Origin of the sequence: Yoonia vestfoldensis SKA53 (assembly GCF_000152785.1) — a bacterium.
Lineage (GTDB): Bacteria > Pseudomonadota > Alphaproteobacteria > Rhodobacterales > Rhodobacteraceae > Yoonia > Yoonia vestfoldensis_A.
Genome location: NZ_CH672414.1, coordinates 2,946,340 through 2,968,934, shown reverse-complemented (window position 1 = coordinate 2,968,934; position 22,595 = coordinate 2,946,340). Strand labels below are relative to the sequence as shown.

Annotated in this window: 24 protein-coding genes; 5 read left to right on the top strand and 19 right to left on the bottom strand. The window is 61.5% G+C overall.

Annotated features, from left to right (window positions below; genetic code table 11):
• Positions 1–76 precede the first annotated feature (76 nt).
• A complete protein-coding gene (locus SKA53_RS14495) occupies positions 77–886 on the top strand; it encodes a division plane positioning ATPase MipZ (protein ID WP_007206928.1) in 810 nt (269 codons plus the stop codon).
• 3 nt (positions 887–889) lie between these two features.
• On the opposite strand, the gene SKA53_RS14490 is transcribed toward SKA53_RS14495, so the two are convergent.
• From SKA53_RS14490 to leuC, 6 genes are all read right to left on the bottom strand, one after another.
• On the bottom strand, positions 890–1,867 hold the full coding sequence (locus SKA53_RS14490; protein ID WP_007206927.1) for a DMT family transporter: 978 nt from the start codon (positions 1,865–1,867) through the stop codon (positions 890–892).
• Positions 1,867–2,970, bottom strand: coding sequence for a 3-isopropylmalate dehydrogenase (leuB, locus tag SKA53_RS14485; protein ID WP_007206926.1), 1,104 nt, complete (start codon positions 2,968–2,970; stop codon positions 1,867–1,869). The genes SKA53_RS14490 and leuB overlap by 1 nt, the downstream gene beginning before the upstream one ends.
• Before the next feature lie 73 nt (positions 2,971–3,043).
• Entirely contained in the window at positions 3,044–4,006 is a 963-nt protein-coding gene (locus SKA53_RS14480; RefSeq protein ID WP_007206925.1) for an endonuclease/exonuclease/phosphatase family protein, read from the bottom strand.
• A 17-nt stretch (positions 4,007–4,023) separates the two neighbouring features.
• On the bottom strand, positions 4,024–4,815 hold the full coding sequence (locus tag SKA53_RS14475; protein ID WP_050752720.1) for a hypothetical protein: 792 nt from the start codon (positions 4,813–4,815) through the stop codon (positions 4,024–4,026).
• A 302-nt stretch (positions 4,816–5,117) separates the two neighbouring features.
• Positions 5,118–5,723 carry a 3-isopropylmalate dehydratase small subunit gene (gene leuD / locus SKA53_RS14470; protein WP_007206922.1) on the bottom strand — a complete coding sequence of 202 codons (606 nt, stop codon included), beginning with the start codon at positions 5,721–5,723 and terminating at the stop codon, positions 5,118–5,120.
• Positions 5,723–7,126, bottom strand: a complete 1,404-nt coding sequence (leuC, locus tag SKA53_RS14465) for a 3-isopropylmalate dehydratase large subunit (protein WP_007206921.1) — start codon at positions 7,124–7,126, stop codon at positions 5,723–5,725. Before leuC ends, leuD begins: the two co-directional genes overlap by 1 nt.
• Before the next feature lie 272 nt (positions 7,127–7,398).
• Here leuC and SKA53_RS14460 point away from each other — a divergent pair, with 272 nt between their 5' ends.
• Positions 7,399–7,713, top strand: coding sequence for a hypothetical protein (locus SKA53_RS14460; protein WP_007206920.1), 315 nt, complete (start codon positions 7,399–7,401; stop codon positions 7,711–7,713).
• A gap of 69 nt (positions 7,714–7,782) precedes the next feature.
• Here the strand turns inward: SKA53_RS14460 and ureG are convergent, their stop codons facing one another.
• From ureG to SKA53_RS14405, 11 genes are all read right to left on the bottom strand, one after another.
• Complete coding sequence (gene ureG, locus SKA53_RS14455) at positions 7,783–8,391, bottom strand: urease accessory protein UreG (RefSeq protein WP_040483015.1); 609 nt, start codon at positions 8,389–8,391, stop codon at positions 7,783–7,785.
• A gap of 14 nt (positions 8,392–8,405) precedes the next feature.
• Positions 8,406–9,041 carry an urease accessory protein UreF gene (locus SKA53_RS14450; protein WP_007206918.1) on the bottom strand — a complete coding sequence of 212 codons (636 nt, stop codon included), beginning with the start codon at positions 9,039–9,041 and terminating at the stop codon, positions 8,406–8,408.
• Positions 9,034–9,489 carry an urease accessory protein UreE gene (locus SKA53_RS14445; RefSeq protein WP_007206917.1) on the bottom strand — a complete coding sequence of 152 codons (456 nt, stop codon included), beginning with the start codon at positions 9,487–9,489 and terminating at the stop codon, positions 9,034–9,036. The genes SKA53_RS14450 and SKA53_RS14445 overlap by 8 nt, the downstream gene beginning before the upstream one ends.
• Positions 9,490–9,511: 22 nt before the next feature.
• The gene (locus SKA53_RS14440; RefSeq protein ID WP_007206916.1) at positions 9,512–9,736 is read right to left on the bottom strand and encodes a hypothetical protein; all 225 of its coding nucleotides are present in this window, start codon (positions 9,734–9,736) and stop codon (positions 9,512–9,514) included.
• Positions 9,737–9,856: 120 nt separating this feature from the next.
• Positions 9,857–11,617, bottom strand: a complete 1,761-nt coding sequence (ureC, locus tag SKA53_RS14435) for an urease subunit alpha (protein WP_007206915.1) — start codon at positions 11,615–11,617, stop codon at positions 9,857–9,859.
• A 1-nt stretch (position 11,618) separates the two neighbouring features.
• Positions 11,619–11,924, bottom strand: coding sequence for an urease subunit beta (locus tag SKA53_RS14430; protein ID WP_007206914.1), 306 nt, complete (start codon positions 11,922–11,924; stop codon positions 11,619–11,621).
• A 45-nt stretch (positions 11,925–11,969) separates the two neighbouring features.
• Positions 11,970–12,272: an urease subunit gamma gene (locus SKA53_RS14425; protein ID WP_007206913.1), complete on the bottom strand. Its 303-nt coding sequence runs from the start codon at positions 12,270–12,272 to the stop codon at positions 11,970–11,972.
• A gap of 3 nt (positions 12,273–12,275) precedes the next feature.
• Positions 12,276–13,109 carry an urease accessory protein UreD gene (locus SKA53_RS14420; protein ID WP_007206912.1) on the bottom strand — a complete coding sequence of 278 codons (834 nt, stop codon included), beginning with the start codon at positions 13,107–13,109 and terminating at the stop codon, positions 12,276–12,278.
• A gap of 128 nt (positions 13,110–13,237) precedes the next feature.
• Positions 13,238–15,526: a glycosyl hydrolase family 28-related protein gene (locus SKA53_RS14415; protein ID WP_007206911.1), complete on the bottom strand. Its 2,289-nt coding sequence runs from the start codon at positions 15,524–15,526 to the stop codon at positions 13,238–13,240.
• Between the two features lie 102 nt (positions 15,527–15,628).
• A complete protein-coding gene (locus tag SKA53_RS14410; protein ID WP_007206910.1) occupies positions 15,629–16,033 on the bottom strand; it encodes a DUF4864 domain-containing protein in 405 nt (134 codons plus the stop codon).
• Positions 16,034–16,154: 121 nt separating this feature from the next.
• Entirely contained in the window at positions 16,155–17,729 is a 1,575-nt protein-coding gene (locus tag SKA53_RS14405; protein ID WP_007206909.1) for a lysine--tRNA ligase, read from the bottom strand.
• A 111-nt stretch (positions 17,730–17,840) separates the two neighbouring features.
• Here SKA53_RS14405 and SKA53_RS14400 point away from each other — a divergent pair, with 111 nt between their 5' ends.
• Positions 17,841–18,260: a tellurite resistance TerB family protein gene (locus SKA53_RS14400; protein WP_007206908.1), complete on the top strand. Its 420-nt coding sequence runs from the start codon at positions 17,841–17,843 to the stop codon at positions 18,258–18,260.
• A gap of 71 nt (positions 18,261–18,331) precedes the next feature.
• On the opposite strand, the gene dacB is transcribed toward SKA53_RS14400, so the two are convergent.
• Both dacB and SKA53_RS14390 read right to left on the bottom strand, forming a co-directional pair.
• Positions 18,332–19,804, bottom strand: coding sequence for a D-alanyl-D-alanine carboxypeptidase/D-alanyl-D-alanine endopeptidase (gene dacB / locus SKA53_RS14395; RefSeq protein WP_007206907.1), 1,473 nt, complete (start codon positions 19,802–19,804; stop codon positions 18,332–18,334).
• Positions 19,798–20,415, bottom strand: a complete 618-nt coding sequence (locus SKA53_RS14390; RefSeq protein WP_007206906.1) for a nicotinate-nucleotide adenylyltransferase — start codon at positions 20,413–20,415, stop codon at positions 19,798–19,800. Before SKA53_RS14390 ends, dacB begins: the two co-directional genes overlap by 7 nt.
• 180 nt (positions 20,416–20,595) lie before the next feature.
• Here SKA53_RS14390 and SKA53_RS14385 point away from each other — a divergent pair, with 180 nt between their 5' ends.
• Both SKA53_RS14385 and SKA53_RS14380 read left to right on the top strand, forming a co-directional pair.
• Positions 20,596–21,528 carry an aldo/keto reductase gene (locus SKA53_RS14385; protein WP_007206905.1) on the top strand — a complete coding sequence of 311 codons (933 nt, stop codon included), beginning with the start codon at positions 20,596–20,598 and terminating at the stop codon, positions 21,526–21,528.
• Positions 21,525–22,595 carry an NAD(P)/FAD-dependent oxidoreductase gene (locus tag SKA53_RS14380; RefSeq protein WP_007206904.1) on the top strand — a complete coding sequence of 357 codons (1,071 nt, stop codon included), beginning with the start codon at positions 21,525–21,527 and terminating at the stop codon, positions 22,593–22,595. The genes SKA53_RS14385 and SKA53_RS14380 overlap by 4 nt, the downstream gene beginning before the upstream one ends.

Here is a 22,595-nt window from a genome sequence, read left to right as displayed (position 1 = left end):
ATACGCGATGCTGCGCTTTTCCTTGGCACTGCCACATCATATAGTCGCGCCAGAGTAGCCAGTACAGGAGTCCGGCGTGGCGCATATCATCGTTATCGGCAACGAAAAGGGCGGCGCAGGAAAGTCCACGGTATCCATGCATGTGGCGACTGCTCTTGCGCGCCAGGGCCACAAGGTCGGCGTGCTGGATCTGGACCTGCGGCAACGCACCTTGGCGCGGTACCTGACCAATCGGACAGCATTTATGGCGAAATCCGGCCTCGATCTGGCGACACCCGTTTATTACGACCTGCCCGACATCGACGAGAACGGCCTGAACCCGGGCGAAAACGCATTCGACCATCGCCTGTCGATGGCGGTCGCCCGGCTGGAAGAGGATTGCGATTTCATCCTGATCGACTGTCCCGGCTCGCACACCCGGCTCAGCCAGGTCGCGCATAGCCTTGCCGATACTCTGATCACGCCACTGAACGACAGTTTCGTCGATTTCGACCTGCTGGCCCATGTTGACGGCGAGGGCGAGGAAATCACCGGCCCGTCAATCTATTCGGAAATGGTCTGGAGCGCACGACAATTGCGCGCGCAGGCGGGGCTGAAACCAATTGACTGGGTGGTCGTGCGTAACCGGATGGGCGCGCAAGCGATGGTCAACAAGGAAAAGATGCAGCGCGTGATCAACAAGTTGGCCCGCCGCATCGGGTTTCGCACTGCCCCCGGTTTCAACGAACGGGTGATTTTCCGCGAATTGTTTCCGCGCGGCCTGACCCTGCTGGACCTGCGCGATATCGGGGTGAAAAGCATGAACATCTCGAACGTGGCGGCACGGCAGGAATTGCGCGACCTGATCAAGGCGCTGGACCTACCGGGCGTCAAGGCGAATTTCTGACCCTTAGTCGGGGGCTTTTTGCTGCCCCGGCAAGGTCTTGCCAGAGATACGCACCAAAATGCTGATCCGCGGAATGATACCTGTTTCCGAGCGTGACCGCGTGCGCAGAACAGGCGTGTTTTCAGATGCCCCACTGCGGCTTTCGCGCAGGACGATATAAAGGCCGCTTGCGATAATGATACTGGCACCGATAGCGGTGTTCAGATCAATCATTTCGTCAAAGAAAACAAAGCCGAAAACGCTAGCCCAGATGATCTGGCTGTATTGCATCGGTGCGATGATCGCCGCCTCGCCCGCCTGATAGGCCGAAATGATCATCCGGCTGGCAATCCATGCAAAAACCGCGATGATCCCCAACATACCAAGATGGTCGATCGGCATTGGTTCATAAACGAATGGCAAGGCCGCCGCCATCACCACAAAGTTCAATGCCATCGGATAGAGCAGCATGACCACGGGCCGTTCCTCTGACCCGATCTTGCGCACGATGATTGATGCAATCGACCCGCCAATCGCCGCCATCAAGGCCGCCAGATGGCCCAGCGATAATTCGGTCGATCCGGGGCGCAGCACGACCAGCACGCCGATCAGCCCCACGATCACCGCCGCCCAGCGCCGGATACGGACAGTTTCGCCCAAGACCGGAATCGCCAGCACCGTGATCAACAAGGGCGAGGCGAACAGAATCGTATAGACCTGTGCCAATGGCAGCACCGAAAAGGCATAAAAGGCCGTGAAACCGGTGATCACCGTCGCCACCGCGCGCGTCAGCATCCACCACGGATGGGTGGGGACCAGCGTGCCGGGTTTACTGTCGCGCATCAGCATCATGGTCGCCAGCGGAAAGCTGAGCAACACCGAAAAGAAGACGATCTGCACCGGCGAATAGATCCCACCAAGGATTTTCACCACCACGTCATGCGTGGCGAAAACGCCAAAGGCGGCAAGCGCGATCAGCGCACCTTTGGCGTTCGGGGTCATCACAGGCTCGCGTCGAGCGCGGTCAGGATCGCGTCACCCATTTGCGTGGTGGACAAAGGCACGCCGCCTTCGGGGCCCATCAGGTCGGCTGTGCGTGCGCCATCCGCCAGCACCGTTTCGATGGCGGCTTCCAGCCGGTCAGCCTCGGCGCCTTGGTCGAACGAGTAGCGCAGCGCCATCGCGAACGACAGGATGCAGGCAATCGGGTTCGCCTTGCCCTGACCCGCGATATCAGGGGCCGACCCATGGACCGGTTCATACATCGCCTTTGGCCGGCCATTGGCCATCGGCAAACCCAGCGAGGCCGAAGGCAACATGCCCAAACTGCCGGTCAGCATCGCGGCGCAGTCCGACAGGATGTCACCGAACAGGTTGTCGGTATAAATCACATCGAATTGCTTTGGTGCGCGCACCAGCTGCATCGCGCCATTGTCGGCATACATGTGCGACAGCGCCACTTCGGGATAATCGCGGTGGACTTCGGTCACGACATCGCGCCACAGGATGCCGCTTTCCATCACATTGGCTTTTTCCATCGAACACAGCTTTTTGTTGCGCTTCATCGCCAGCTCGAACGCCGCGCGCGCGCCGCGTTCGATTTCGGCTTCGGTATAGCGCTGGGTGTTGATGCCCACGCGCATGTTGTCTTCCATATGGATGCCGCGCGGTTCACCGAAATAGACGCCCGATGTCAATTCGCGCACGATCATGATGTCGAGACCCGCCACGATATCCTTTTTCAGCGACGAAAAATCCGCCAGCGCATCGAAACATTGTGCTGGGCGCAGGTTTGCGAACAAGTCCATTTCCTTGCGCAGGCGCAACAGGCCGCGTTCAGGTTTGACGCTGAAATCAAGGTTGTCATAGGCTGGGCCACCCACAGCCCCCAGCAGCACCGCATCAACCGACTGCGCCTTTGCCATCGTGTCATCGTGCAGCGGCACACCGTGTTTGTCATAGGCGGCACCGCCAACCAGATCCTCGGACACGTCAAAGGCCAGATCGCGCTTTGCACCGAACCAGTCGATGATGCGCTTGACCTCGTTCATGACCTCGGGGCCGATGCCGTCACCGGCGAGGATCAGAAGGGAAGGGTTGGCCATGGGGAATTTCCTTGCAAAAAAATGTTGCCTTGGCGTAACGCGCGCGGCGAAAAGGTTCAAGATACCAGAGGGCCTAACGGGCCAGATCGACCCAGACAAGATGATGCGCGCCAAAGGCAGGATCGCCATCAGGCACGGGCCAGACCACCCGCGCATCCACAACCTGCCAGCCCCGCGACGGCACCACATAGCTGACGCGCAGCTTGCCCAGCCCGATAGCGCGCCAATCGGCGGTGGGCTGTCCCGCCAAAGGGTCTTGCACCAAAGGATGCGCCAGAAATGCGGCCATCGCGGCCCTGTCGCCTTTGCCGCGCTGCGGGTCCAGATTGGTATTGCCGGTGATCACGAAATCATCCGGCACCGGTCCAAAATGCCCCGCCAGCACCTGTTCCCACAGGCGCAGTTCATCGCGGTTACGCCGGATGTTACGCCGTTCTGGCCCATCAAAGGCGGGCGGGCTGGCCGCATAGGCCATGATCGCGAAAGGCGGGGCATCGGGCGGCAGCACCGGCACGATCCAATGGCCGGTGGTGGACAGCCGCAGCACATCCAGCACCGCCGGCGCAAAGAATGGCCCGCCATCCAGCACCGGCAGATCCGCCCCCGGCAGGTCGCGCCACAACAGCGCGGACAGATCGGTGACACCGCCTGCGTCGATCGGCAGGCGCGACAGGATCGCCATGCCCCCTTGCCCGTTGAACAGCCCGTACCCTTGGGCGTCACGCGGTTCACCCAAGCGGCCGTTGCGGTCGATATCCTGCCCCGTTGGCATGCCGGTATTGGGCCGCGCGGCGAACAGATAGGGATAGGGCGGATCGAACAGCGCCGCAAAAGCCCGCAGCGCGATGGAATCGAGGTCATAATCGAAATCCGTCAGCACCAGCAGATCGGGATCGGCCTGCGCGATGATGGCGGCATGGGCCGTGACCTGCGGATCATCGCCGCGCAGGATGTCACGCAGCAATAATCCCGGCCCATCACGGGTCAGCGGCGCCGCATAGGTGGCAATCCGGAGGACATCGGCGGCGGTGGCCAAGGGCCAAAGCCACAGGATCAATACCCAGCCAGCGCCGCGGCTGTGGCGCGGTTGCGCAGTCTTTCGCGCTGCATCTGGATCATGTCGGCGACCCGTGTCAGCGCGACACCCCGCATCAGGATACTTGCAGGCAGAAACGCCCATGCCGCCACCGTCCAAATCAAGGTATGCGGATTGTCCAGATTGATCGGTGCGGCAAAGACCGCCACCAGCTTGACCACCGCCGGCGCCAAGAATGGCAGCACAAACCCTAACAAGATATTAATGCGCCCGTCCCGTTGCAGGCGCAGCACCACATCGCCGCCCGCCGTGGGGTCGAAGGTCGGCAGATTGACCCAGACATTGAACGCCCCGCCCCGCCGTGGCCAGCGGTGCAGCCGCAACAGCACGATAAACCAGACGATCGAAAAGAGCGCGATCAGATAACTCAGCCCCGCCGCATCGCGGATCCGGTCCAAAAGCGCGAGATCGGTGCCCGCAGGCATCATCTGCACCATCAGCCGGACCGGCGAATAAGGAAAATCAATCGCCTTGCCGATCGCCTCGCCTGTGGTCTGCAACAAGGCGGTCAGCCGGGACGGGTTGTCATAACCACGAAAGATCATCGACAGGCAAAAAACCATGCCAAACAGTGCCGAAAACCGCGTCCGGTTGAACGGCGGCGCATCGCGGAATTCTACAAGGCTGGGGCTGGCCGCGCTGTATTCGACCAAGGTGAACAGGGCAGCAAAAATCGCCACCAGCACAACAACCTGTGTCGTGTCATTGCCGCTGCCGACAAGCAACGCCGATGGCATGACGACCAGCATTATCACAAGGATTGCCCGCACGATTGCGGCTGGCAAGCGTAAGAACACGGCATCCACTCCCCGGATCACAAGGGCTGCGCCCGCGACCATTTTTTCTTAGGCTGTAATTCTCGGCGCAACACAACCAGAACGATAACCATGATTTCGCATGAACGGGTGCCAATCTGCAAGTCAATCACGCGCTTTCATGAACTTGATGTCATGTTTTAGCCGCAAAGTGGTGCGTGATTACAACCTTTGCTTGTACCCCAAAACACAAAAGCCGCACCCGAAGATGCGGCTTTCCTGCGATGGCGGGGCGTTCAGACCCAGGGGCGCGCGGCGTTTGCCCGTGTCTCGAAACCGGCGATGGCATCGGCCTTTTCCAGCGTCAGGCCGATATCGTCCAGCCCGTTCATCAGGCAATGTTTCTTGAACGAATCGACTTCGAAATGGAACACATCCCCATCCGAGGATGTGATCGTCTGCGCTTCCAGATCGACCTCGATCCGCGCGTTCGACCCTTTTTCGGCATCCTTCATCAGCACATCGACCTGTTCCTGCGGCAGGGTGATCGGCAGGATGCCGTTCTTGAAACAATTGTTGTAAAAGATGTCGGCATAGCTGGGTGCGATCACACAGGTGATGCCGAAATCGGCAATCGCCCAAGGTGCGTGTTCGCGGCTGGACCCGCAGCCGAAATTCTCGCCCGCGACAAGGATCTGGGCCGCGCGGTATTGCGGCTGGTTCAGCACGAAATCAGGAATTTCATTGCGGTCGTCGTCATAGCGCATCTCATCAAACAGGTTCACGCCAAGGCCGGAGCGCTTGATCGTTTTCAAAAACTGCTTGGGGATAATCATATCAGTGTCGATATTGACCAAAGGCATGGGGGCGGCAATGCCCGAAAGTTTGGTGAACTTTTGCATTACATCATCTCCCGTACGTCGGTCAGTTTGCCGGTGATCGCCGCTGCCGCCGCCATCGCGGGCGACATCAGATGGGTGCGCCCGCCGCGGCCTTGGCGGCCTTCGAAATTGCGGTTCGATGTGGCCGCGCAACGTTCGCCGGGGGCAAGCTGGTCAGGGTTCATCGCAAGGCACATGGAACAGCCCGCAAGGCGCCATTCAAAACCGGCGTCGATGAAAATCTGCGCCAGCCCTTCTTCTTCGGCCTGCGCGCGGACCAGACCAGAACCGGGGACGACCATGGCGCGCAGCCCGTCTTTTTTCTTTTTGCCTTTCAGGATCGCGGCAGCAGCGCGCAGATCCTCGATTCGGCCATTGGTGCAGGACCCGATGAACACCGTGTCGATGGTGATATCGGTCAGCTTGGTGCCAGGCGTCAGCGCCATATAGTCCAGCGAACGTTGCGCCGCACCGACCTTGCCACCCGTAAAGCTGTCAGCCGCAGGCACGGTCGCGGTGATCGGCAGCACATCCTCGGGCGAGGTGCCCCATGTCACGACAGGCGCGATGTCTTCGCCACGCAGGGTGACGATCTTGTCGAAATGCGCGCCTTCGTCGGTGAACAGGGTTTTCCAATAGGCGACAGCCGCTTCCCACTGCGCACCTTTGGGGGCGTGTGGACGGCCTTTGCAATATTCAAAGGTCTTGTCATCGGGCGCGATGATGCCCGCGCGCGCGCCGCCTTCGATGGCCATGTTGCAAACGGTCATCCGCCCTTCCATCGACAGATCACGGATCGCTTCGCCGCAATATTCGATGACATGGCCGTTGCCGCCAGCGGTGCCTGTCGCGCCGATCACGGACAAGGTGATGTCCTTGGCGGTAACACCGGGGCGCAGTTTGCCGGTGATTTCCACCTTCATGTTCTTGGATTTCTTCTGGATCAAGGTCTGGGTGGCCAGCACATGTTCGACCTCTGACGTGCCGATCCCATGCGCCAGAGCACCGAATGCCCCATGCGTCGCGGTATGGCTGTCGCCGCACACCACGGTCATGCCGGGCAAGGTCCAGCCCTGTTCGGGGCCGACGATATGCACGATGCCTTGGCGCACGTCGGACACCGGGTAGTAATGGATCCCGAAATCCTTGGCATTGGTGTCCAGCGCCGCGACCTGGATACGCGATTCCTCGTTCATGCCGCCATTGGCACGGTCCAGCGTGGTCGGCACGTTATGGTCCGGCACGGCGATAGTCTTGTCGGGGGCATGAACCTTGCGACCGGCCAGACGCAGCCCTTCAAAGGCTTGCGGGCTGGTGACTTCGTGGACCAGATGGCGGTCGATATACAGCAGGCAGGTGCCGTCTTCGGCCTCATGCGCGACATGCGCATCCCAGATTTTATCATAAAGCGTTTTGGGGGACATTGTCCTCTCCCGTATCAAAATTCAGATGTTGGCAGGCGTGCGGAAACGGGGGGCGTCAGCCCCGTGCGAGGATCGTGCAAGTCGCGCCAAAGAACCGCCAAGGCAGGCGTGCGCGATCATCCATGTCAAATACCGGTTTCATGGCGTTTCAGATACACCTTGGACCATCATCCCGCAAGTGCCGCGCGCGATGGCGCGATCCGCCCCACCGGCACCGGGATTGTAATGCCGCGTTCACTGCTTAGGTCAAAAGAGACATTGAAAGGACTGACATGCAATTCCAGCTGAACACCGATTCCACCATCCAGGGTGACGAACGTCTGGCCGAAGTGGCGCAAACCATCGTCACCGGCGCATTGGGCCATCTGACCAGCCGCCTGACCCGTGTCGAGGTGCATATCGTCGATGTGAATGCCGCCAAAGGCGGATCGGACGATATCCGCTGCACCATCGAAGGCCGCCCCGAAGGGATGCAGCCCCAGACCGTCACCCACAGCGACACCAATGTCGAAGCCGCCTTGCGCGGCGGGGCCAAGAAACTGCGCGCCTTGCTGGACAGCGAGTTCGGCAAACTGGGCCGGCGTTGATTTTCCCCTGCTGCGCAGGGGAACGCTCCGCGGGGGATATTTAGGCTCGGAAGATGGGCAAGGCTGGCGCTATAGCCCGCCAAGATTGCGGATCAGGGCCACCACATCATCGACGCCCTTGCCATGTTTCAGGCTGGCGAAAACCACCGGCAGCGTGCCACGCATCCGTGCGGCATCTGTTGCCATCACATCAAGCGATGCGCCGACATAGGGCGCGAGATCGGTTTTGTTGACGACCAGAATATCGGACCGCGTGATGGCGGGGCCACCCTTGCGCGGGATGTCTTCGCCTGCCGCCGTGTCGATCACATAGATCGTCAGGTCGGCCAGTTCGGGACTATAGGTGGCCGACAGGTTGTCACCGCCGCTTTCGATCAGGATCAGGTCCAGATCGGGGTGCCGCGCGCGCATTTCAGCCACGGCGGCCAGATTGATCGACGCATCCTCGCGGATCGCGGTATGCGGGCAGCCCCCGGTTTCGACACCCATCACCCGGTCGGCGGGCAGGATCTGCATCCGCATCAGGGCTTCGGCATCTTCCTGAGTGTAGATGTCGTTGGTGATGACGCAAAGGCTCAACTCGTCTTTCAGCGCGCGTGCAAGGGCCGCGGTCAGCGTAGTTTTGCCTGCGCCGACAGGGCCGCCGATACCGATACGCAAAGGGCCGTGAGGGGACATGGGGTGAGCTTTCGTCATGACCGGAAAATCCGGCTGTATTGCGTGTTATGCTGCATCGCCGCCGTATCGACGGCAAAGGTCGCGCTGCCGATATCGTCAAGGCTGGCGCGGGTCGCCTCGGCCCCGATGCGAATGCACAGAGGGGCAAGACCCGCCACTATCTGCTGTGCCTGCGTCTGGCCCAGCGGCATCAGGCGCTGTGCGGCCTGCACCAGATTGCTGGCAAAGCTTTGCAGCCAAAGCTGTGCGACCGGCTGCACGGGCAGGTCCATCAGCCGCGCCGCGCGCCCCACCGCCACAGGATAGGCCATATCTGGCAGATCAAGCCCCCAGACAGCCCGCGTCGTCGCGGCAAAAGCTGCCCCTTGTTGTAACGTTTCCATCCGGCGTTCGCGGCTGGGGGCCAGCACAGCGGCGAGGTCTGCCACGGGGGCCACATCATCCGCGCCATGCGCCGCGCACAGCAGGATCGCATCGCTGCGCCCTGCCCCATGGTCCAGCACATCCGACAGCCAGTCCGCCAAACCCTGCGCATCGTGCAGATCGCCGCGCCCGATGGTCCGTTCCAACCCGTGCGACCACGCAAAGGCCCCCACCGGATAGGCCGGCGACAGCCATTGTGCCAACGTCAGAAACTGCGCGTCATGCATGGGAATGGCCGTGATCATGACCCATGGTGCGCCCGTGGCCATAAGCCCCGCCTTCGGGTGTGAAGGGTCCATCGACATCGGTGACTGTCGCGCCCAGCTGTTCCAGCATCGCGCGCATCACCTTTTCGCGCTGCACGACCAGCGCGTCAGGCAGGATCGCGCAGGGCGCATGGCGGTTGCCGATGTGCCAGGCCAGACGGACCAAGTCGCCGGTGACGCGCATCAGCGCCTCGTCTGCGGCGATAACGGCGATCTGGCGACCATCGTCCAGCACGAACACATGCCCTGCATCAACCGATGTCGTCTGCGGCAGATCAACCACAAACGGTTCGCCATGATCCGTGACCAACCGTTTGCGGCGCAAGATCCGCGCGTCATAGGTCAGGCTGACATGATCCGCCACCGGCCCATGCGCATGGGCATGTGTTTGCAGGGCGCGTGCCGTCATGGCGCGCACCCCAACACCATCGTCAGCTGCGGATGCTGAGAAACTTTGCCGTGGCTTCGGCGCGGGTCATGCCCCAGGCCTCCAGCTGGGCATCGGACATGTTGTTGAGCTCGTGCAAAAGACGCGCTTGCGCGGTTGCCTCCGACACCTTGATGATGAACCGCCCCAGCGCGCGCAGCGGCGTCGTCACAAAGCGGGTCAGTATGTCGTGGTTGGAGATCAGGATCGTATCTGTGTGGAAAGCCATGTTGCACCTCTATAATGCGGTTATCTTTCCCCCCTGCGCCCAAGTTAGGCCCTGTGCGCGGTGCCAACAACCGCGCATTGCGCAAAGCCACTATGCGTTTTCTGCAATGCAGCATCATGATCAAAACAGGAAATAGCGTTGCGCCATCGGCAACACCTCTGCCGGTGCGCAGGTCAAAAGCACGCCATCGGCGCGCACCTCATAGGTTTCGGGGTTCACCTCGACATGCGGCATGGCGGTGTTCAGTTTCAGATCCTTTTTGCCAATGTTGCGGGTGTTGACGACAGGCAAGGTCTGTTTCGCCAGCCCCAAGCTGCCCCTGATCCCCGCATCCTGCGCCGCCGCACTGACAAAAGTGACGGCAGAATGTTCGACCGACCGGCCATAGGCGCCGAACATGGGCCGTGTATAGACCGGCTGCGGCGTGGGGATCGACGCATTGGGATCACCCATCTGGGCCGCAACAATCGTGCCGCCCATCAAGATCATCTCGGGCTTGACCCCGAAAAACGCAGGGTTCCACAACACCAGATCGGCGCGCTTGCCGACCTCGATTGATCCGACATGGGCGGAAATCCCATGCGCAATCGCCGGGTTGATCGTGTATTTGGCAATATAGCGGCGCACGCGCAGATTGTCGTTATCGCCGGTTTCTTCGGCCAATTGCCCGCGCTGGACCTTCATCTTATGGGCGGTCTGCCATGTGCGGATAATCACCTCGCCCACGCGGCCCATCGCCTGACTATCGGATGCGATAATCGAAAACGCGCCCATGTCGTGCAAGATATCTTCCGCCGCAATCGTCTCGCGCCGGATGCGGCTTTCGGCAAAGGCCACATCCTCGGGGATGGATTTGTCCAGATGATGGCAGACCATCAACATGTCCAGATGCTCGTCAATCGTGTTGACGGTAAAGGGCCGTGTCGGGTTCGTGGATGAGGGCAGCACATTGGGCTGGCCGCAGATTTTGATAATATCCGGCGCATGGCCACCCCCCGCACCTTCGGTGTGGAAGGCATGGATGGTGCGGCCTTTCAGGGCAGCAACGGTATTCTCTACAAATCCCGCCTCGTTCAGCGTGTCGGTATGGATCATCACCTGCACATCCCACGCGTCAGCGACCGACAAACAGCAATCAATCGCCGCGGGGGTCGTGCCCCAATCCTCGTGCAGTTTCAGACAAGACGCACCCGCCAGCACCTGCTCTTCCAGCGCGGCAGGCAGGCTGGCATTGCCCTTGCCCGCAAAGGCAAGGTTCATCGGAAACGCATCCGCCGCCTGCAACATCCGCCCCAAATGCCAAGGGCCAGGCGTGCAGGTCGTGGCCAGCGTGCCATGCGCAGGGCCAGTGCCGCCGCCGATCATGGTGGTCAGGCCGGAATACAGCGCATCGTCAATCTGCTGCGGGCAGATGAAATGGATATGGCTGTCGATCCCGCCTGCGGTCAAAATCCGGCCCTCACCGGCAATCGCCTCTGTCCCCGGTCCGATGATGATGTTCACGCCCGGCTGGGTATCAGGATTGCCCGCCTTGCCGATGGCCACAATGCGCCCGTCTTTAAGGCCGACATCCGCCTTGATGATGCCGGTCCAGTCCACGATCAGCGCATTGGTGATGACCGTATCCACCGCCCCCGCCGCCCGCGTGACCTGAGACTGCCCCATCCCGTCGCGGATCACCTTGCCGCCGCCGAATTTCACCTCTTCGCCGTAATACAGCGCATTGGGGCCGGTGCCGCCCGTCGTGGCGCGCCCGACAAGTTCAGCAGTCAGATCGCGCTCGACCTCGATGAACAATTCCGTATCGGCAAGCCGCACCTTGTCGCCCACAGTGGGGCCGAACATGGCCGCATAATCGCGGCGGTTGATCGTTGCTGGCATCCTACAAATCCCCCATCACAGCTTGATTGAACCCAAACACACGCCGCGCCCCACCAAGCGGGATCAGGTTGACATCGCGCCTTTGCCCCGGCTCGAACCGCACAGCCGTGCCAGCGGCGATATCGAGCCGCATGCCGCGCGCGGCCACGCGGTCAAAATCCAGCGCCGGATTGGTTTCGGCAAAATGGAAATGCGACCCCACCTGCACCGGCCTGTCGCCTGTATTGGCCACCTGCATCACCAGCACCTTTGCCCCGGCATTCAGCGTCAGATCGCCTGACCCCACAATCACTTCACCCGGTCTCATCGCACGACCCCCAACTTCTTATTTCCAAAAATACTCATCTTCTTTTCAACGGATCGGATCATGCACCGTCACCAGCTTGGTGCCATCCGGAAAGGTCGCCTCGACCTGCACCTCGGGGATCATCTCTGCGATCCCGTCCATCACCTGCTCGCGGGTGATGATATGCGCACCCGCCTGCATCATATCCGCAACCGACCGGCCATCGCGCGCGCCTTCGACCACGGCATCGGTGATCAGGGCAATCGCTTCGGGATAATTCAGCTTCACACCACGGGCGAGCCGCTTACGCGCCACCTCGGCAGCCATCGCGATCAGCAATTTATCTTTTTCACGCGGGGTCAGTTGCATGGGTCACAATCTCCAGACACGGGGGATCGGCGCCGACGACAGCGCCTCGATCAAAGGGATAAGGTCGCGACGCAGGGTAAAACCATCCGTCGCCAAAAGCCGGATCAGCAGCAGGTCATCGGCCAAAAGGCTCGCACCGGCGGCATCGGGCAGCTCAAGCATGCCAGCCAGCGCCGCCGCCTGCGGTGCTGCCAGCAACAGCGTCGCCATCGCCCCTGCGCCGCCCGCGATAGCCGCGCGTGCCAGCAGGGCATCGGCATCGCCGATCAGGCGGATCGCATCGGCAAAGACCAGCACGCCATCACGCCTTATGCGCCATTGGTCGCGCAGATGCAGGGAATGGACGACCTCGCCCATCGCGACACGGCCAAAGATCACCGGTTCCACGATCAAGCATTGCGCAGACCCCGCCAGATCGACGCTCATGCGCCGGTCAAGGGCTGCCGCATCGAAAAGAATGGTTTCCTGCGGCAGCCAGTCGATCCGCGCGCCCTGCGCCACCTGCAAGGTGACATCGACGCGCGCGACATGACCGTCAAGTGCTGCATAGCCGCGTTCCGCCGCCTGCGAGGACAGCACGACATGCGCGCCCGGACCTGCCACCACGTCCAGCGCCATCCGGTCGCCACCGGTCAATCCGCCCGCCGTATTCAAAAACACCGCATCGAGCGTGCGGCCATAGCTGCGCGGAAACAACGCCTTCAGGGCGCCTTGTTGACGCAGATCGGCAATCACGCTTTGCGCGCCACGGCGCTTGGCCACAAGACACAAGGCACCTTGCGCACGGGGCTGCAAAGGCACGGCGCGGTCCGTATCGATCTGTGCGCTATAGGTCATGTGCCGCCTTTCCTTGGCCCCTTGTGCCAAGGATCAACGGCGCAGGACCAGCTTTGGCGCAAGAATATCGCGCAGAAACATGCGATCTTGCGGTCACCTGCCTAAAATTCAGGCAACATACCCGGAAATCAGCCCGTCCTGTCCATCCGCACCTGATAACGGACAGCCCCACGCACCGGCACGCTCCAGTTCAGATGAACGGATCGCTGGTTGGTGCCACGCTCGCCCTCGGCCCAGGGCAGCTCGCGGATCGTGGCATTGGCCGCAGTGGTGATTGCGCCGCTGGGCATCACAAAATCGACATGGCGTGCGCGCCCGCCAAAGGGCAAGGCCTGACCTGTATCCATCACCCAAGTGGTGGCGGCGGTCGTCTGGCTATGGGCCAGCACGGCGGGGTTTGCGACGGGAAAATCGACGTTGTGGAAGGTGTTGGCGCTGAATTCAAAACTGCGGGTGCGGCTGAAATCCAGATCGGCAAAGGTGGTATCCACCATCTCGACCCGGTCGATGCGCCCATTGATCGCGCGGAACACATTGCCCACAACAGCGAACCCGTTGATGAAATGTCCCGGCCCATAAGGTTTGATCACGATGAAATTGAACCAGGGGGCCACGTCATTGGTGGTGAACATATTGCCCGTGATCGTCAGCCCGCCAAAAGAAAACTGCGCGCCCAGCGCAGGGCTGCTGGTATGTTCATTGGTCCATTCGATGAAATTGTTGTCACAGTAATTGCCAGTGAAAATGCTTTTCGGATTGGGCAGGGTCAGCACGATGCCGCCCTTGCGCACGCTGCCCGGCTCGTCATCGCCATGAAACCAGTGGTTTGCCGTGATCAGGTTGCCCGACCCCGCCAGCACGCAGAAATGCAAAAACCGGCTGGTGCGGTTATCGCGGATCTTGACGTCATTTGCATTGGCATTGAACCCGATGCTGACGCGGGCGGCGACCGGCACGGATTGTTCGTCCGAAATGAACTGGCAGCGGTCAATCATCAACCCCTGACAGCCATAGCCGGGCGATGTCACGCCACGGTCGCGGGGCCGGTTGATGAAACTATCGCGGATGTGAAAGGTCACGCCATCGGGGGCCATCATGATCCCGCTGGCGATACCGCGCCCCTGGAATTCGATATCGGACAGGATCAACTGACTCAGTTTTTCATAGCCGGAAAAATCCAGCATGTATCTGAAACGGGTAAAGGTAAAAACCTGCGTGCCTTCGGCATCATAAAGCGGATTGCTCAGCGTCAGACGCGCTTGCGCGACATCCACCGCCATCACATAGATCTCGCGCCCGACACCGGCCCCGGTGACCAGTGACCCCACCGCGATATTGGCGATCCCGGTCACATTGGTCAGCTGCCTGTTATTGGCCGCCGCATAGCTGGCCTGCGATGTGACCACGGCTGTATCCCATGCGGCGCTGTCATCGGGCTGGAACTGACCGTTGCGGATCACACGGCGGGTCTCGAACCGCAGCCGCGCGGGGTCACAGGCCTGCATATCGACGGGCGCGGTCAGCAGGATGCGCCGCCCGCACAGGTCCAGCGAGTCGTGATCGGCAAAATTGATCAGCGCCTGATAGGCTTTCTTGAACGCCGTCTCCTCATCCTTGAACGCATCAAGATAGGCGTCGTAATCGTACCCTTTTTGCAAAATGAACCGGTGTTCGGCCGCTTGCACAATCCGGCCTTCGAAACGGGTGTTGTTCTGCATCGTCACATGGCCCGCCAACAGGTAATCGCCCGCAGGCACCATCACCGTCCGCCCGTTCGCCGCCGTATCAGCAGCGATGAAAGCGGCGGAATCGTCCGTCATGCCGTCCCCCTTGGCACCGAAATCGCGCACATCGACAAGACTGACCAGATCACGCGTGAACACGGCGCTGACATCCTCGATCGTGATATCGTCGATGCGCACCAGCCCGCCGACAGGGCCGGTCAGGTCCAGCCCCAGATGGCCGTAATCCGCCCCGGTCCAGACCAGATCAACCCCGGTGCGCGCGGCAGTGGCGATGATCGCGCTGATCGTGACGACCGCGCCATAGGCGGTCAGCTGCGTGGCGGGGCCGGTCGTGGGCACGCCGGTCAAGGCGGTGCCATTGGCGCGGCCGGCCCAACCGGCGATGCGCACGGCGGGCAAAGGCCCCGCCACCGCCTTGACCCGCGCGGTCACACGCAGATAGCAGCCGGGCAGAACCGGCGTTTGGCCCATATAGCGCAGGCGCGTGATTGGCCCGACTTTCAGTACTTCCAGACAGCCCGCGAAATCCTGATCGGCAGCGACAAACACCCCCGACCCGCTGACGGCATAGGTATCGGACCCCGGCGTGCCATCGCCGCTGGACCAGACCCCAAGGCCCGCCGCAAATGGCAAAGGGTTGAAAACGATAGCGTCGGTGATGGCTTTGTTCATGGATGATCCCCAAAGGCTGTGCTGCGCAACTGCCGACAGGATATCCCAGAGAGTTAAAGACCGGCTGACACCACCGTTACGCTGGGCCGCGCAACGGGCGCCTCAGGCCCCGACATCGGGTGCAGGCAACAGCGTCACACCATTGATCTGCCAGCCATCAGCCGTTTCAATCATCTGGTAATCCAGCAGATGCAGCGCGCCCTGCGCATCGCGGATCATCACCTTTTGCCAGACAAACCCCGCCACATCGCGCAGGTCCAGAAACCGCACATCGGCATTGTCCCAGACCATCGGATAGCCTTGCTGGACCATCGCGGCGAAATTGCCCTCATTGCCGAACAGGCGCTTGATATTGGGGCTGGCATAGGACCAGGCCGCCGCAACATCGCGGTCGTTGAAGGCCTGCAACTGGTCACCGATCACGCCGGTGATGGCCGCATTATCCTGTGCGACAAGGGCCGTGGCCGATAGCCAAAAACCCACAATGAATACAAAAATGCCCTTCATCAGCCTCTCCGCGCGCAATCTTCGTCTTTGATACGCAGCCAAAGGCCAATCAGTTCATTTTCGCGCCCCCCATCTTCCGAGCCCAAATATCCCCCGCGGAGCGTTTGCGCGCAGCGGAAATTCAGACCTCGGCGGACAGCTGGGCCTCGATCAGGGCGACGGTTTCATCCACACCGTAAAGCGCGATGAACCCACCAAACCGCGGGCCTTGCGAGGCACCCAGCAGCACCTCGTAAAGGGCGGTGAACCAATTGCGCAACGGATCGAACCCGTGGTCGTTGCCGACAGCGAAGACCATGGTCTGCAGGGCTTCGGCATCAAGCCCGCCATCCCAGACCCGCAGCCGCGCCGCCAGATCCTGCAACGCCGCACGTTCCTGATCACTGGGCGCGCGATAGGTTTTGGCGGGCTTCACAAAATCATTGTAATAGCGCACCGCAAACCCTGCTGCCTGATCCATCTGGGGGTTCTTTTCGGCGGACGCATCGGGGGCATAACGGCGGATAAAGCCCCACAGCGTATCCTTGTCCTCGGCCCCTGATACGGATGCAAGGTTCAGCAGCATCGCAAACGGCACCACCATGTCGGACACCGGCACGTCGCCGCCGTGGATATGGAACACCGGATTGTTCACGCGGCCCGCATCGTCCTGATCGGCATAGGCGCGCAATTGCTGGTGGTATTCGTCCACCGCCTTGGGGATCACGTCGAAATGCATCCGCTTGGCGGTTTTTGGCTTTTGATACATGAAATAGCTGAGCGATTCCGTCGCCGCATAGGTCAGCCATTCGTCAATCGAAATCCCGTTGCCGGATGATTTGGAAATCTTCTGGCCGTTCTCGTCCAAAAACAATTCATAGGAAAAATGGTTCGGCTTGCGCCCGCCCAGAATTTCGCAAATCCGGTCATAGATCGCGGTGTTGGTGGCATGTTCCTTGCCATACATCTCGAAATCAACGTCGAGCGCGGCCCAGCGCGCGCCAAAATCGGGCTTCCATTGCAGTTTTACATTGCCGCCCGTGACCGGCAGGGTCCATTCGCGGCCATCCTCATCGTCGAACGTCACCTCGCCGCGCACGGCATCGACGTTCTTCATCGGGACGTACAGCACGCGACCGGTTTCAGGGTGGATCGGCAGAAAGATCGAATAGGTTTCCTGCCGTTCCTCGCGCAGGGATTTCAGCATCACCGCCATCAGCGCATCATAGCGTTCAGCGGCCCGCAGCAGGATTTCATCGAACTGGCCGGTGCGATAAAATTCGCGCGCCGAATAGAATTCATACTCGAACCCGAAGGTATCAAGGAAACGGCGCAGCATCGCGTTGTTGTAATGGCCGAAACTTTCATATGCGCCAAACGGGTCGGGCACCGATGTCAGCGGCTTGTGCATATGTTCCTTTAGCATGTCCTGCTGGGGTACATTGCCCGGCACCTTGCGCATCCCGTCCAGATCGTCGGAAAAACAGATCAGGCGGGTGGGGATGTCGGAAATCACCGCAAAGGCGCGGCGGATCATCGTGGTGCGCAACACTTCGCCAAAGGTGCCGATATGCGGCAGGCCGGACGGGCCATAGCCAGTTTCGAACAGCACATAGCCCTTTTCGGGCGGTGCATCCTCGTAGCGTTTGAGCAAGGCGCGCGCTTCTTCAAAGGGCCAGGCCTTGGATGTCATCGCAGCGTCACGCAGGTTGGTCATAATCTTGCTCGCAGTCAAAGGCGGCGCCCCAAATGGCGCCCGCACGCACACTCCCTATTGCGAGACGGACAGGGCGTCAATAAATGGGACAGGTATCAAAAAGGATAGACCATGTCAGACGCCGGCCCATTGACTGCTCAGGACGCGCTGGTCGTTCTGATGATCAGCGTTTCCGCCGCGGATGGCAACATCCGCACATCCGAACTGGTCAAGATCAGCAATGCGATCAACAACCTGCCGGTGTTCGCGGGCTATGACGTGGAACGCGTGCCGCAGATGTCGCAGCTTGTCTTCGATCTGCTGGAACCCGAAGACGGGCTAGAAGCCTTGTTTGGCCTGATCCGCGATGCCCTGCCCACCCGCCTGTTCGAGACCGCCTATGCATTGTCATGCGATGTAGCCGCCGCCGATGGCCAGATTGCAGGGCAAGAGGCGCGGATGCTCGAAGAAATCCGCGAGGAGCTGGATCTTGACCGGCTTTATGCGGCTGCGATCGAGCGTGGTGCGCGGGCGCGGCACATGACCGTGTAAAGCAAAGACAGAGTTTAAAAAAAGATTCTGGCCTCCGGCGGGGATCTTTGCGCTCGGAAGATGCCAAAGACCTAATAGGCCCGCAATGCCCATTGCTGCACGATATCCTGTTGCAGGCGGCGCGCCTGCGCGTTCCAGCGGCGCGCGCCGGGCGGGATTTCCTCGCCCAGCGCCTTGCCACGGTCGCGTGCCTCCAGATCGGCGGCGAAGATCGCAAAGCTCAGGTCGCGCCCGCCCGCGCTGCGCAGATATCCCGCCAAGGCGCTGACAAAGTTCAGCGTGCCGGTCTTGGCCTGTACATCCACCTGCCCCGCGCTGATCGCCGTCTGGTTCTGGTCCACCAGCCTGATGTCGCGCATCAGCGGACGCAACTGTGCTTGCACATCGCGGGCTTGCAGGAAAGCGACCATATCGGCGGCGCTGATCTGTGACGCATCGCCAAGGCCGGAATGATCCGCGAATTGCGGCGCAATGCCCGGCGCGCGCATGCCTGCCCAGCGCGCCATATCCTGCGCCGATATCCGCAGACCACGGACCTGCCCTGCGATCCGCGCGGTGGCGGTCAGCCCCAGCGCCTCGGCGGTGATATTGGTGGAATAGCGCATCATCTGCGCCAAAACCCCCGCCAGCGGCTGGCCGTCGTGGCGCGCCAGTTCCACCGCCTGCGGCAGCGCGGGGATGACGCGGGGGTGGCCAAGCATGATGCCCTTGCTGCGCGCGAAAACCGCAAAGACCTCGGCTGCGTAAAGCGCGGGGGCGCGCACCGGCAGCCAGCGCGATCCTTCGGCGTTCAGCGCAGAGCGTGCCACAGTCCAGTCATCGACATCGCCGTCACGCGCATGGGTGAATACCGGCTGATCACGGTCCACGACCCGCATCCGCGCGATGGTGACAGGCGGACGCTGGGTGTCGCTGCGCGCGTCCATCGCAGTGACAAAGTTCTGCCCTTGCCGCCGCCATTCAAAATGCACGCGGTTGTAATTCAGGTTCAGCCCGCCAAGTGCCGGGTTATAGCCAACATGCGGCAGTTGCGCGGGGTCGATCTGGTCAAGCGAGGGCAAAGCGCCATCCCAGACCAGAAAATCACCCCTGACCTCGCGCAGGCCGGCCGCATAGGTGGCATCGACCAGTCGGGCCATCTCATCCGTGTCCAGATTTGGATCACCACCACCTGCAAGGATCAAATGACCATCTAAAATACCGCCCTGTAGCGTGCCTTGAGCAAGAACGCGTGTCGTGAACCTGTGATCCGGCCCCAGAGTTTCGAGCGCGTAAAGCGCCGTGACCGCCTTTGTCACGCTGGCCGGTGGCAGCGGCGCGGCGGCGTTATATGTTTCCAGCACCTCCCCCGTGGCCGGATCACCCAGCGCCACGCCGACCTGCCCGCTGATCCCCGCACGGGCGACAATGCTGTCCAGCGCAGCGCGCGGCGATACCCGGGCGATGGGACGGTAGGACCGCAGCGGCGCTTCGGCATAAGCGCCGGTCGCAAGGGTCGCGCCAAGCCCTGCCAGCATCTGCCGCCGCGTCGGTCGCATCACCATTCGCCCCGCGCGCGGATCGCCGAGGACGATTGATGCGACATCGGCAGGTTGATGAATGACCACGCAGGGGCTTGCGCCCGCCCCAGACGATGACTGGCCCTGTCGGGCAATTGGGCGGCACCATAGATCCGCGCTGCTTTTGACAGGCGCGCCGAAATCCGGTCATCGGGCCGCGCGATCACGCCGACCGGCACGTTGTCCATGATCCAGCGCCAATCCTGCCAACGGTGCAATTGCGCCAGATTGTCGGCCCCCATCAGCCAGACGAACCGCACCCCCGGATAATGCCTGCGCAAGGCCACCAGCGTTTGCGCGGTATGGCGGGTGCCAAGCTGGGCCTCTATGTCGGTGATAGTCACGCGGGGGTGTCGCATCAGGGCTTGTGCCGCCTGCATGCGCTGGGACAGCGGCGCAGGCCCGTTGCGTTTCAGCGGATTGCCGGGGCTGACCAGCCACCAGACCTTGTCCAGCCCGAACCGCGTCAGCGCGGCCTTGGTGATATGCACATGGCCGTGATGCGCCGGATCAAACGACCCGCCGAGCAGCCCGATCACCTGTCCTGCCTTTGCCACCGGAAAGCCGTGCAAGTTTGCGCCCCTTATCGGCCCCATTACCTTGCCGCAACAAGCAGGCTGGGCGGCAAAATGTAAACCCCCCGACGTAAACCCCGTCATGCAAACCCCGTCAGGGCCAACGCCATGCTCACAAACCGGCTTTGCAACAGGTGCGGGGGTCGAAATTTAGCTGCGCCGCCGCTTTTCATCGGCCCAGCGCCGTGCCAGATTGCCGGCATGACACAGCTGACCACACAAGACGGCACGCCCGTTTCCCGCCTGACCTTCGGCACAATGCAATTTGGCGGCAAGGCCGATGCGGCCGAAAGTGCCGCCATGTATGACGCCGCGCGTGCCGCCGGTATCACCCATTTCGACACCGCCGTGCGCTATACCGATGGGGCAGCCGAAAAGATCCTTGGCCAGCTGATCAAGCATGAGCACGACAAGATCTATCTGGCGACCAAGGTCGGCTATACCGGCGGGGCGGGGCGGGCCAATATTCTGGCGCAATTCGACATCTGCCGCAGCCAGTTGCAACGCGATCAGGTTGATCTGCTGTATCTGCACCGGTTTGACGATGACACGCCGCTGCAAGAAACCTTTGCCACCATGGCAGAGCTGCAAGCGCGCGGTGCGATCCGGCATATCGGCGTGTCCAATTACGCCGCCTGGCAGGTGATGAAAGCGCAAGCCGTGGCGCGCGATCTTGGCACCCGGATCGATGTGATGCAGCCGATGTATTCCTTGGTCAAACGACAGGCCGAGGTCGAGATTTTCCCAATGGCGCAGGATCAGGGCATCGCGCTGGTGCCCTATTCGCCTTTGGGTGGCGGGTTGCTGACCGGCAAATATGCCAGCGGCGGCACCGGGCGGCTGACCGATGATCCGCGCTATGCGGTGCGGTATGGTCAGGGCTGGATGCATGATGTGGCCGCGCGCCTGACCGCCTTGGCCCGCGATGCAAGCACCGACCCCGCCACGCTCGCCGTGGCATGGGTCATGACCCATGCGACACGGCCATCGCCCATCATCTCGGCCCGGTCATTGGCGCAATTGCGCCCGTCGCTGGCGGCAGCGGATTTCACAATGTCGGCAGATATCTATGCACAGATCACAGCGCTCAGCCCTGCGCCGCCACCGGCCACTGACCGGCTGGAAGAGGCATGAATGATTTCCTGATCATCGGCGGTGGGATCGCCGGCATTTCCGCCGCAGCGCGCCTGTCGGCCTTGGGCAGCGTCACGCTGCTGGAACGCGAAGACGCGCTGGCCTATCACGCCTCTGGCCGCTCTGCCGCCTTGTTCGAGCAACATTACGGCAAGCCGTCGACAGTCGCGCTGAACCGCGCCAGTCTTGATTTTCATCGCAGCGCCGATGTGCTGTCGCCGCGCGGGTTGATGCTGGTCGGCAGCAAGGGCGAGGCTGATCTGTTCGCAGCCGACGTGCAGGCGATGCAGATGGCCGAGATCACGATGGATGAGGCCTTGGCGCTGATCCCTGTGCTGAACCCCGCCCATGTCGATCGTGCGGCCTATGATCCGGGGGCATGGGATATCGACACCGACAGGTTGATCCAGACATTCGCGAAAACCGCGCGCGGCAATGGCGCGCAGATCATCACCAAGGCCGAGGTGACGGCGATCAGTCGCACCGCGCAAGGCTGGGCTGTCAGCACCAAGGCTGGGGACTATGCAGCGCGCCAACTGGTTAATGCCGCTGGCGCATGGGTCGATGTGATCGCCGCCATGGCGGGGGTGGCCCCTTTGGGGTTCCAACCCCTGCGCCGGTCGATGGCGCGGATTCCCGCGCCTGACGGGCATGACCTGCGCGCTTGGCCGATGGTCTTTGGCGCAGGCGAAGGCTGGTATGCCAAACCAGATGCCGGCGCGCTGATCGTGTCCCCCGCCGAGGAAGACCCCACAGACCCCCATGACGCCTATGCCGATGACATGGTGCTGGCCGAAGGGCTGGCGCGTTATGCACAAAACGTCACCACGCCCGTGACCCGTCTGCTGGCGTCATGGGCGGGGCTGCGCACGTTTTCGCCGGATCGCAACCTTGTGCTGGGGCCGGACCCCGCGCATCCCGGTTTCATCTGGTGCGCGGGCCAAGGTGGCTACGGCATGCAATCTGCACCCGGAGCCAGCCAGTTCCTGGCCGATCTTGTCGGCGGAAAGCCGCTCGAAATTGGCGCTGAAATGGTGGCGGCGCTGCTACCTGCGCGGTTCCGCTGA

Bases quoted from the DNA above. Each gene is read 5' to 3' on its own strand.
- dacB (WP_007206907.1), bottom strand. From the start codon at position 19,804: ATGGTGATGCGACCGACGCGGCGGCAGATGCTGGCAGGGCTTGGCGCG.
- leuB (WP_007206926.1), bottom strand. From the start codon at position 2,970: ATGGCCAACCCTTCCCTTCTGATCCTCGCCGGTGACGGCATCGGCCCC.
- leuC (WP_007206921.1), bottom strand. From the start codon at position 7,126: ATGTCCCCCAAAACGCTTTATGATAAAATCTGGGATGCGCATGTCGCG.
- SKA53_RS14400 (WP_007206908.1), top strand. From the start codon at position 17,841: ATGTCAGACGCCGGCCCATTGACTGCTCAGGACGCGCTGGTCGTTCTG.
- SKA53_RS14420 (WP_007206912.1), bottom strand. From the start codon at position 13,109: ATGACCTATAGCGCACAGATCGATACGGACCGCGCCGTGCCTTTGCAG.
- SKA53_RS14385 (WP_007206905.1), top strand. From the start codon at position 20,596: ATGACACAGCTGACCACACAAGACGGCACGCCCGTTTCCCGCCTGACC.
- SKA53_RS14410 (WP_007206910.1), bottom strand. From the start codon at position 16,033: ATGAAGGGCATTTTTGTATTCATTGTGGGTTTTTGGCTATCGGCCACG.
- ureC (WP_007206915.1), bottom strand. From the start codon at position 11,617: ATGCCAGCAACGATCAACCGCCGCGATTATGCGGCCATGTTCGGCCCC.
- SKA53_RS14405 (WP_007206909.1), bottom strand. From the start codon at position 17,729: ATGACCAACCTGCGTGACGCTGCGATGACATCCAAGGCCTGGCCCTTT.
- SKA53_RS14415 (WP_007206911.1), bottom strand. From the start codon at position 15,526: ATGAACAAAGCCATCACCGACGCTATCGTTTTCAACCCTTTGCCATTT.
- SKA53_RS14425 (WP_007206913.1), bottom strand. From the start codon at position 12,272: ATGCAACTGACCCCGCGTGAAAAAGATAAATTGCTGATCGCGATGGCT.
- SKA53_RS14475 (WP_050752720.1), bottom strand. From the start codon at position 4,815: ATGCTGGTCGTCATGCCATCGGCGTTGCTTGTCGGCAGCGGCAATGAC.
- SKA53_RS14440 (WP_007206916.1), bottom strand. From the start codon at position 9,736: ATGGCTTTCCACACAGATACGATCCTGATCTCCAACCACGACATACTG.
- SKA53_RS14450 (WP_007206918.1), bottom strand. From the start codon at position 9,041: ATGCATGACGCGCAGTTTCTGACGTTGGCACAATGGCTGTCGCCGGCC.
- SKA53_RS14430 (WP_007206914.1), bottom strand. From the start codon at position 11,924: ATGAGACCGGGTGAAGTGATTGTGGGGTCAGGCGATCTGACGCTGAAT.
- leuD (WP_007206922.1), bottom strand. From the start codon at position 5,723: ATGCAAAAGTTCACCAAACTTTCGGGCATTGCCGCCCCCATGCCTTTG.
- SKA53_RS14390 (WP_007206906.1), bottom strand. From the start codon at position 20,415: ATGGGGCCGATAAGGGGCGCAAACTTGCACGGCTTTCCGGTGGCAAAG.
- SKA53_RS14380 (WP_007206904.1), top strand. From the start codon at position 21,525: ATGAATGATTTCCTGATCATCGGCGGTGGGATCGCCGGCATTTCCGCC.
- ureG (WP_040483015.1), bottom strand. From the start codon at position 8,391: ATGTCCCCTCACGGCCCTTTGCGTATCGGTATCGGCGGCCCTGTCGGC.
- SKA53_RS14460 (WP_007206920.1), top strand. From the start codon at position 7,399: ATGCAATTCCAGCTGAACACCGATTCCACCATCCAGGGTGACGAACGT.
- SKA53_RS14490 (WP_007206927.1), bottom strand. From the start codon at position 1,867: ATGACCCCGAACGCCAAAGGTGCGCTGATCGCGCTTGCCGCCTTTGGC.
- SKA53_RS14445 (WP_007206917.1), bottom strand. From the start codon at position 9,489: ATGACGGCACGCGCCCTGCAAACACATGCCCATGCGCATGGGCCGGTG.